We start from the raw sequence: 9,594 nt of genomic DNA, 5'->3' as shown, positions 1-9,594 counted from the left end.
ACACGCGCTGCAACGACGCGCACAGAAAAGCCGATCACGGCCACTGTCAACCATCAGTTGGGATCGAACTGTCAAGCATCACCCGGGATCGGACAGCATCGAGAGCCGCTGGCGCGGTAAGAGTTTCTCTACTCAATCAAGGGCTCGCTCCGCTCGCCGCGCGCGGCCCCGGCTCGCCGCCGGGCCCGACGCTCTTGTCTCCGCCCCGCTCCGGGCCCGGCTACGCCGGCCGCGCGGCTGTAGCGAGCACACGCCCATCCCCTGTGACTGCACCGCTCCATGCCTCACCTGTGAAGGGCAGGGACGTCTCTACGGACTGTGGGTGATCGACTCCGCGCTTGAGTGGTGTGAGGAAGGCTGGCGTACTCGCTACACATGCAAGAGTGACGGAAACAAGCCGGGCCGACAGGGGTGCCGCGAGGCTTAGTGCGGCCGCAATCCGAACCATCAGGCATCGGCCGCGGAACGGGCACGCGAAGCCTGATCCGGTCTAGACAACAAAGAAGCCCCGGGCCGCTGGCCTGGGGCTTTCTGGTGGAGCGGGTGACGAGAATCGAACTCGCGCTCTGAGCTTGGGAAGCTCATGTTCTACCATTAAACTACACCCGCGAAGCGGGCCGATCGATCAGCTCCGCATCGTTGCACACTGTACCCCATAGGAGCCCCACGGTGCATGGAGCCGTGGGGCTTCCGTGTGGAAGTGGGCGACGGAGGGCGTACCGTCGGGTAGCCGGGCGGGGTGGCGCGGCGCGTGGAGCGGTGTCCTGTTGATCCCTTAATGTGGCTGTCTCGTCCGCGTGTTGGGGAAGGGACTTGATGGACCCGATGGACTCGATCGAGCGCACCGTCGTCCGATGTGCCGATGGGCACGTGTTCGCCACCTCGTCGTTCCCGATGCAGCAGCTCGGTGCCGACCGGATCGGGCCCGGGCGGCTGATCCGGTGTCCTCGGTGTGCTCGGCTGCGGCATGCGGTGCCGGTCGTGCGCGAGCGGGGCGGGCCGGTGGGAGTGGTGGAGCAGCGCCGGGGCCGCTGAGGCGCTAGTCAGGGGAGCGCGCGGCGGGCGCCCGGTTGGGGCGGGGCCGCGCGCTCTGCGTATCCTCGGGGGGTGCTTCTCTCAGACAAGGACATCCGGGCCGAGATCGACGCCGGACGGGTGCGTATCGACCCGTACGACGAATCGATGGTGCAGCCCTCGAGCATCGATGTGCGGCTCGACCGCTATTTCCGGGTGTTCGAGAACCACCGCTATCCGCACATCGACCCCGCGGTCGAGCAGGCGGATCTGACGCGGCTGGTGGAGCCGGAGGGGGACGAGGCGTTCATCCTGCACCCCGGTGAGTTCGTGCTGGCGTCGACGTACGAGGTCATCACGCTGCCGGACGACCTGGCATCCCGGCTCGAGGGCAAGAGCTCCCTCGGGCGGCTCGGTCTGGTCACGCATTCGACGGCGGGTTTCATCGACCCTGGTTTCTCCGGCCACGTCACGCTGGAGCTGTCGAATCTGGCCACGCTGCCCATCAAGCTGTGGCCGGGCATGAAGATCGGTCAGCTGTGCATGTTCCGGCTGAGCTCGCCCGCGGAGCACCCCTACGGTTCCGAGAAGTACGGGTCCCGCTATCAGGGGCAGCGGGGGCCGACGGCCTCCCGGTCGTTTGTGAACTTCCATCGGACGCAGGTGTGACGGGCGTGACGCAGATACCGGAAAACCTGACGTACGAGAAGTTCGGCGGCGCGATTCGCGAGCTGGCGCAGGTGATCGCGGACGACGGCTACGAGCCGGACGTCGTGCTGTCCATCGCCCGTGGCGGCGTGTTCGTCGCCGGCGGTCTGGCGTACGCCCTGGACTGCAAGAACATCCACCTGGTGAACGTCGAGTTCTACACCGGTGTGGGGACCACGCTCGAGATGCCCGTGATGCTGGCTCCGGTGCCGAACGCGATTGATTTCTCGAACAAGAAGGTTCTGATCGCGGACGACGTCGCCGACACCGGCAAGACGCTCAAGCTCGTGCACGACTTCTGTCTCGAGCATGTCGCCGAGGTGCGTTCCGCCGTGATCTACGAGAAGTCGCACAGCCTGGTGAAGTGCGAGTACGTCTGGAAGCGCACCGACGACTGGATCAACTTCCCGTGGAGTGTCTTGCCTGTAGTGCGTAAGTCCGGCCAGCCGATCACTCCGTCGAAGGAAGCCCTCTGAGCTGCGAAGTCTTACAGGCGCTGGCGCCATGAAGCACGTGAGGGGCCCCCGGTTCGACCGCCGGGGGCCCCTCGCGTGCCATGTACTCGGCGGGATTCGAACCTGCGACCTTCTGGAGAGCGCGACCCCCCTCTGCCCGCCCCGCCGTATCGGCTGGGCCATCTGAGAGACCAAGTAGTGCCACCCGTCAGTGGACGGTGACTTGGGCCGATGAGCGCTTTCCGTCAGCTCCTTTTGTTCCATGGCGCGACCCGGCGCCGACGGTGGCCGTGCCGGTCGATTTCGGGCGACTTCGCCGGACTCCTGTGCGATCATTGCCGCAACTTTTGTCATGTGCCGCACCGGACCCGAGCGCGGCCATGTCCTTACCGTCCCGGGGGGGAACGGAATGTCACGCCATCCGCGTGCGACCGCCAGACCTGCGCCGCGCACCGCACTCCTGCTCACACTGCCCGTCTTGTTGTCCGTCCTACTGTCCACGCTGCTTCCGATGGGAGCAGCGTGGGCGCGGGACATCACGCCCACCGCCGTGGACGCCGTCGGCGACAACTGCGCCGCGCTGCCGCTCACTCCCTTCGGGGACCCGGGCAGCGCGGCCGGCAAAGCGACCATCCCTGCGCACAGCGACCGCACCTGCTTCGGCTTCACCGCCGCGAAGGCGGGGCTGCACCGCGTCATGCTCGGCAAGGTCAGCCCCGAGACCTACTCCCAGGTCTACGACGGCGACACCCAACTGAACTGCAACCAGACCGATCGGAGCGACGCGGGCTGGTGCGACCTGCCCCATGCCGGCGCCTACACACTGAAGGTGGTCAATCAGGGGTGGCAGAACCTGATCGACACTCCTGTCGCCGTCGTGCCGCTGCACACCGCCGACTACTGTGCCCCGGAGGCCGGGACGGCCTGGGACGCCCCCGTCGTGAAGGGCTCCGCCCCCGGCGCGGTGGCGATCATGTGCCAGCCCTTCACCGGTAAGGCCGGTGAGCGCATCACGGTCGACCTGCGCACCGACAAGCACTCCAGCGACAGCCAGTACTGGATCACCGACGCGTCCGGTGCCCGGATCTGCCCGCGCTCCCACGACGACAAGAGCGAAGGGTGCATTCTGCCCGGCGGTGGCCCCTACCGGGTCCTCGCCCGCATCGGCGACGTGGAGGGCGGCTTCCCCGCCGCGTACACCCTGAAGATCCGCCGCCTCTCCGACCCGGCCGGCTGCGCGCACGTCCCGCTCAACGCGTACGGCGCGGCGCCCACCACCGTGGATCCGCCCTCCGGTTGCAAGGTCTTCACCGCGCCCTCGGCCGGGCGATACGACGTGTACGGGGTTCATGACGGGAGCCGCTCCGCGCTGAAGGTGTACGACCAGACGGGCCGGACCGTCTGCGCATCGGACGGCATCTGCACCCTGCCCGCCGCCGGCGACTACACCGTACTCACCGACGACGCCACCCTGATCCTCGACCGGTCCGCCACCACCGGTTGCCAGGCCGTCGAACTCGGCACCCACCAGGGCACTCTGACCCACGGCGGCGAGGTGGACTGCCTGACCCTGCCGCTGCCCAAGGGCTCGGGAATGGCGGCGCTGAGGAGCGTGAGCGGCCAGATCCCGCGGATCGACGTCACCGTCGCCGATGCCACCGGCGCCCAGCTGTGCGACGTGAGCACCCTCAGCTGGGGCACCTGCGGGCTGAACGGCACCGCTCCGTTCCGTGTCCTGGTCTCCGCCGCCGACCAGAAGACGCCGACCGGCCCCTACAGCCTCGCCCTCCACCGCACGGACAAGGCGAACGACTGCCAGGTGTTCCCGGCGGGCGACTTCACCGCCGACAGCGCCGCCGCACGCTTCAGCACGGGCGGCGGGGTCTTCTCGCACTGCCTGACCATCCCCGCAGGCGACCACAGCGCGGTGGAGAGCATCCAGCTCCAGGCCGTCCCGGGTACGACGGCCAAGACGTACCTCTCGGTCGTGGACCAGTACAGCAGGCAGGTCTGCCGGAGCCCCGCTCTGCAGGGCATCCGGCTCACCTGCAACCTCGTGCCGGGCGTCGCGCACACCGTCCTGGTCGACGGAAGCGACACAGCCGGCACCTACAACCTGATCCGGCGGGACGTCACCTCCACGGCGAAGGGCTGCACCGCCAATCCCGCGACCCCGGTCGGCGGACCGTCCACGGGCGGCACCTTCGCCGCGGGCGGCACGCTGCTCTGCCGTCAGGTCACCACCGCCGACGCCGGGGACACCCTGCACTTGGGCGTCCGCGATGCGCTGGGCACCGCCGGCCTCCAGGCTTTCGGCGAGGACGGCAAGGTCGCCTGCAGCTACGCCGACAAGGGCTGCGCGGTCACCGGTTCCACCCACTACCAGGTCCTCGTCACCGTTCCGGGGAGCCAGAAGGCAGACGACCCCTACCGCTTCGACGCACTGCGCATCGCCACCGCCGCCGGGCCGGCCCGTGAGTGCACGGCCGTCCCCAACGTCAGCTATGGGCACGGTCCGATCACGGGCACCCTCGACGAGCAGCACACTGCCGTCTGCGCGGTACTGCCGACCGCGTACAACGACCGCTTCGGCGTGGCGATCAGTGACTCCACGGGGGCCACCGACACCGCCGTGCCGGCGCTGTACGGCAAGAGCCTCGACAACGGCTGCACACTGGTGCAGCCCACCGGCTACGAATGCTCCGTCAACGAGCCGGAGACCAGGGCCGTCACCCCCAGCATCATGGTTCTGAGCCTGCCCAAGAAGGCCTCCCACACCTCCTACCGGGCGGAACTCACCTGCCACTCCACCATCTGCGGCACACAGCGGGTCAGCGTCCACACGGTGACCCCGACCACCGCCGAGAGCGGCACGAAGGCCACCGTGCGCGTGTTCGGTACCGCTTTGCACAAGGACGACAAGGTGGTGCTCAGTCGGGCCGACAGCAGGGTGGAGTCGACCAGCGTGTCGGTGTCGGCCGACCGCAGGGACCTGACGGCCGTCCTGGACCTGACCGGGGCCGCCCCGGGTGACTGGAACCTCAGTGTCATCACCCACAACGCGGGGGAGTATGCAAACGGCACCTTCACCGTCACACCGCCCTCGCTGACCAACACCGCAGCTCCCGCCGTCAACGGCGCGGCAGAGGTCGGCGCCACCCTCACCGCGAACCCGGGCAGTTGGACGCCCACGCCGGCGTCGTACGGCTACCAGTGGAAGGCGGACGGCGAGGCCATCTCCGGGGCGACGGCGGCCACCTACACCGTGCCCGCCGCGCTGCTCGGCAAGCAGCTGACCGTCAGCGTCACCGCGCATCTTCTCGGTGGGGAAACCGCCGTCTCCTCGGCGGCCGTCACGGTCGCCAAGGGCGCCGCCCCTATGGCGACGACGGCCCCGAAGATCAGCGGCACGGCGAAGGTCGGCGCCAAACTCGGCCTCACTCAGGGCACCTGGACTCCGGCCGCCACGTCGTACGGCTACCAGTGGAAGGCCGACGGCAGGGTGATCTCGGGGGCGACGGCGGCCACGTACACCGTGCCCGCCTCGCTGCTCGGCAAGAAGCTGACCCTCACCGTCACCGCCCACCGTCCGGGCCACGCCGACGGCACCGCCACGACCCCCGCGGTCACGGTCGCCAAGGGCAGCGCCCCGAAGGCCACCAAGGCGCCCACCATCTCGGGCACCGCCAGGTCCGGCTACACGCTCAGGGCCGCCCAGGGCACCTGGACGCCCAGCCCGTCCTCGTACGCCTATCAGTGGTACGCGAACGGCAGGGCGATCGAGGGGGCCACCGGTTCCTCGCTGAAGCTGGCCCCCGCCCAGCGCGGAAGGAAGATCACGGTGAAGGTGACAGCCCACCGCACCGGGCACAGCGACGGAACCGCCACCAGCAAGCCGACGGCGAAGGTCGCTCGCTGAGCACGTCCCAAGGGGTGGGCCCCGCCGGTCGTCCGGCAGGGCCCACCCCCTTTGCGTGCCGCGTCTTCGCCAACGGCGACCAATAGCCCCTCAGGGAAGGTCCCGTTCGGGAACGGCCCGTGGACGTCGGGTTGTCGATACGTGGATCACCCATGCAGGGTGCGCCGAGCCGCCCGCCGTGCAGCGTGAGGGTCAGGTACTCGACGCCTGGCCGTGAGACGCAGCAGACGCAGGAAGAGGCCCCCGCCTAGCGGGGGCCTCTTCTTCGGGTCGTGGCTCAGATCGTGCCGAGTTTGATGATGGACAGCAGCGCGATCAGCTGGATCGCCGACGCTCCCAGCGCCTTCGGCCAGGGCAGGTCATGGGACTTGCTCACCATCGATGTGAACAACGCTCCCGCCGCGAGCCAGGTCGCCCAGCCCACCACCTGGACCAGCGAGTTGTCGCCGCCCAGGAACATGGCGAAGACCAGTCGGGGGGCGTCCGTCAGGGACATGATCAGCATGGAGAGGCCGACCGTCGGCTGCCAGGCGCCGTCGCCGCCGAGCTGGCGGGCCAGGGTGTGGGTGACGGCGCCCAGGATCAGGCTGCCGATGACGAAGGCCACGCCGGTGATCATCACCGAGGTGAGCGCGGTCGTGAAGGGGGCCTTGATGGCCTCGTCGCGGGTCTGGTCGAAGCCGAAGATCGCGAGCAGTCCGTAGAGGAAGGTGATCGTGAGCGCCGGGCCCCAGACCGGGTGGTCCCGCATCTGGAGGAAGGTCGCGCCTGGGCGCAGCACGATGCCGCTGAGCAGTTCCTTCCAGTGCAGGCGCGGGCCCGCGGGGACGGAGGCGGAGCCGGCGTGGTACGTGGCGGCGTCTCCGTAGGGGTCCTCGTTGATGCTGAAGGCTCTGGTGTGGCCGGGGTTGTTGGCGTACGGGTCACCGGCCGCGTGGTGGTCGCCGCCGAAGTACTCCGGCTCGCCGTGTGGGGCCCGCGCCTGCTGGTGGCCGCCGGAGTGGCCACCAGGGCGGCCGCCGCTCGGGGGCCACTGCTGCTGCGGGGGGTACGAGGGCGCGGCCTGGCCACCGCCGTACTGGCCTTGCGACGGGCCATACGGCGGCGGGGGCGCCTGCTGCGGTTGCTGCGGAGGGCGGTTGTTGCCCCGGCCGCGTCCGATCCTGAATCCAGCCACGTATTCGAACGTACCTGTTCCCATGAGGTCCGGTGTCCTCAGTCCCGGAACGCGGGTGCCTTTGCTGCGGAGCTGTGACATCCCCTACGTGATGTCCCCGACCATCCCCCAGGCCCGCACAGGGCTCAGGGGAGGACCGCCCAGAGGAAGATCGCTGGAGGAGGACCGCTCAGAGAAAGACCGCCGTGCTGAACGTGGCCGAGGGGTGGGAGCCGTCCCCGGTAGCCGGGTAGAACGCGATCACGTCGGCGCTCTCGCCCCGGTGGGTGCGCGTCACCACATCAGGCCGCTTGTCGCCGTCGAAGTCCGCGTAACGCAGCAGGTCCGTCGTGGTGGATGACTCACCGGCCGGCAGCGCGGGCGCCGGTGGGATGCGTACGGCTTTGAAGGTGTACGAGCCCCCGGGAGCGCCGGGACCGTCCGGCCCGCCCAGCAGCAGCTTGCCCTTGGCTGCCTCCGCGCCCGGGGCCAGCGAGCGGGTGGAGTGGACGAGGTCGTCGTAGCCGTCGCCGTTCGCGTCGGACGTGGGGGAGGGCGCGGCCAGCACGGGGCCTCCGCCCGGGATCGGCTTCGCCGCGGCGCGCGGTGCGCCCGTACGGGTGAACGGGCCGCGCAGGAAGCTCACCTGGCCCGCCGTCGCCGTGACGGCGAGGTCCTCGGTGCCGTCGCCGTCGAAGTCGCCGCAGACGGGGTGGTCGGGCCACTCGTTGCCGTAGCGCGCCTGCCCGGGGATGTTGAGCACGACGGCCTTGCCGCCGAGGCCCGTGGGGCTCCCGAAGAGCAGCTGGAGGGGGACGGGCGGGCGTCCGACGCCGTTGTACGGGGGGTCGGTTGCCACGATGAGATCGCTGAAGCCGTCCTCGTCGAGGTCGCAGGCCGCCGCGGCGTCGAAGGCCGAGGGCAGCACGCCCGCGACCTTGGCACCGTTGGCCTGCGGGGTGAGGAGCTGGTGCACGGCAGGGCCCGGGGCGCCCGTGGCGGTGCCGTAGACGATCCCGAGGCCGGCGTCGTCGTCGTGGCCGCCGCCCGGGGCCTTGACCAGGTCGTTGAGGATCAGGTCGCGGTGGCCGTCGCCGTTGAAGTCCTCCGGGACCCGGCTTCCGTCGCCGCGCGGTACGGGTGCCGCGCTGCCGGCGAGTACGGAGGTGCTGGAGGTGGCTGCGGACGCCGACGGTGTGGCGGCGGGGTGGGGGACCGGCCCGCAGCCCGCCATCAGTGCGCCCGTGAGCAGCACACCCGTAACCGTCAGGGTGGTGTTGCGGATTCGGCGCACCATGACTCCGTCTTCTTCTCGTTCGTCCCTGGGAAACCAGCCGCATCATCATGCTCCCACCAGGGGCTTTCGCCAATGGGTGGGCAATGGGTGATGGGTCACGCGTGGAGATTTGCACGTTCGTGCGGAATTTCGATGGTGTTTGTTACGTGTTCGAGGGATGCGCTACATATGGGGTGCTTAGCGTCGGGTTGGTCAGCTGTTCCGACGCAGGAGTTCCTTTCCCATGCACGTCACCCGACGTACGTTCCGTAACGCCGTCAACACCGCCGTCGCCGCGGGAGCCGCGGTGGCCCTGGCCATTCCGGCCGGTGCGGCCTTCGCCGAGGCGGGCACCGGGTCCGGTATCGAATCCGGCCCGGACAAGGGGCGCACCACGACCGGTGAGGGCAGGGCGGCCAAACTCGCCGACGGGTCCGTCGCCCGCGTCTACAAGCTGGGCCCGAACCACCAGCGGGCCGTCATCCGGGACGGGCGGGTCAGAGTGGGCACCCTCGAAAGTGCGGGAGCCCCGGCGCTCGGGCGGTATCACCAGCTGCGGGTCATGCTGCTGCCCGACGGCAACGTCGTGTCCTGGATCGAGCGCGGGGGCAAGTCCGGCGCCGCGCGTACGAGTGCCTCTGCCGGGGTCGTCATGCCCGACGGGCGCGCCGTGAGGCTGATCGAGGGCGACGAGCCCCGTGCCGAGGTCTCGTCCGACACCGGCCGATCCCTGGGCGCCCTGACGCCCGAGTCCTCCACCGCCCGCTACGGCGGCTGGACGTACAAGCTCGTCACGGACCAGGGGGACACACGCGAGCCGATGCTCGTGGTCGTCGACGGCAGGAGCGGCGGCAAGGGCTGGGTGTACGACTTCCACGGCGAGCTCATCCAGACGTATCGCACCCGGTGACGACGTATCCGCACCCGATCACCCGGAAAGTGCGGCGCATGACCGGTGACGGTGAACCGTGAAAAGCGGATGACCCGGAAACCGTGAAAAGCGGAAGCGGCCGGTCCTGCCCCCGAGGCCGGTGCGGCCGCGGACCGGGGAAGGTAGCAACAAACC

The 9,594-nt window shown here is 69.6% G+C and carries 7 protein-coding genes and 1 tRNA gene; 5 read left to right on the top strand and 3 right to left on the bottom strand.

The window, feature by feature from the left end:
• Window positions 1-535: 535 nt before the first annotated feature.
• Window positions 536-609, bottom strand: a tRNA-Gly gene (locus ACFV6V_RS28600).
• Between the two features lie 216 nt (window positions 610-825).
• Here ACFV6V_RS28600 and ACFV6V_RS28595 point away from each other — a divergent pair.
• The 4 genes from ACFV6V_RS28595 to ACFV6V_RS28580 all read left to right on the top strand — a co-directional run bounded on the left by ACFV6V_RS28595 (window position 826) and on the right by ACFV6V_RS28580 (window position 6,096).
• Complete coding sequence (locus tag ACFV6V_RS28595; RefSeq protein ID WP_385570604.1) at window positions 826-1,035, top strand: hypothetical protein; 210 nt, start codon at window positions 826-828, stop codon at window positions 1,033-1,035.
• A gap of 72 nt (window positions 1,036-1,107) precedes the next feature.
• Window positions 1,108-1,683: a dCTP deaminase gene (dcd, locus tag ACFV6V_RS28590; RefSeq protein ID WP_385570602.1), complete on the top strand. Its 576-nt coding sequence runs from the start codon at window positions 1,108-1,110 to the stop codon at window positions 1,681-1,683.
• Window positions 1,684-1,688: 5 nt separating this feature from the next.
• On the top strand, window positions 1,689-2,198 hold the full coding sequence (locus tag ACFV6V_RS28585; RefSeq protein ID WP_385570599.1) for a phosphoribosyltransferase: 510 nt from the start codon (window positions 1,689-1,691) through the stop codon (window positions 2,196-2,198).
• 388 nt (window positions 2,199-2,586) lie between these two features.
• Entirely contained in the window at window positions 2,587-6,096 is a 3,510-nt protein-coding gene (locus tag ACFV6V_RS28580; RefSeq protein ID WP_385570596.1) for a hypothetical protein, read from the top strand.
• Window positions 6,097-6,373: 277 nt separating this feature from the next.
• Here ACFV6V_RS28580 and ACFV6V_RS28575 read toward each other — a convergent pair whose 3' ends face one another.
• Window positions 6,374-7,273, bottom strand: coding sequence for a Yip1 family protein (locus ACFV6V_RS28575; RefSeq protein ID WP_385570593.1), 900 nt, complete (start codon window positions 7,271-7,273; stop codon window positions 6,374-6,376).
• 169 nt (window positions 7,274-7,442) lie between these two features.
• Window positions 7,443-8,549, bottom strand: coding sequence for an FG-GAP repeat domain-containing protein (locus tag ACFV6V_RS28570; protein ID WP_385570590.1), 1,107 nt, complete (start codon window positions 8,547-8,549; stop codon window positions 7,443-7,445).
• 223 nt (window positions 8,550-8,772) lie between these two features.
• Here ACFV6V_RS28570 and ACFV6V_RS28565 point away from each other — a divergent pair, with 223 nt between their 5' ends.
• The gene (locus ACFV6V_RS28565; protein WP_385570587.1) at window positions 8,773-9,438 is read left to right on the top strand and encodes a hypothetical protein; all 666 of its coding nucleotides are present in this window, start codon (window positions 8,773-8,775) and stop codon (window positions 9,436-9,438) included.
• Window positions 9,439-9,594 lie beyond the last annotated feature (156 nt).

The organism is Streptomyces sp. NPDC059828, from assembly GCF_042731955.1.
In the GTDB taxonomy this organism is placed as follows: Bacteria; Actinomycetota; Actinomycetes; order Streptomycetales; family Streptomycetaceae; genus Streptomyces.
This window is presented reverse-complemented; position numbering and strand designations above follow the sequence as displayed.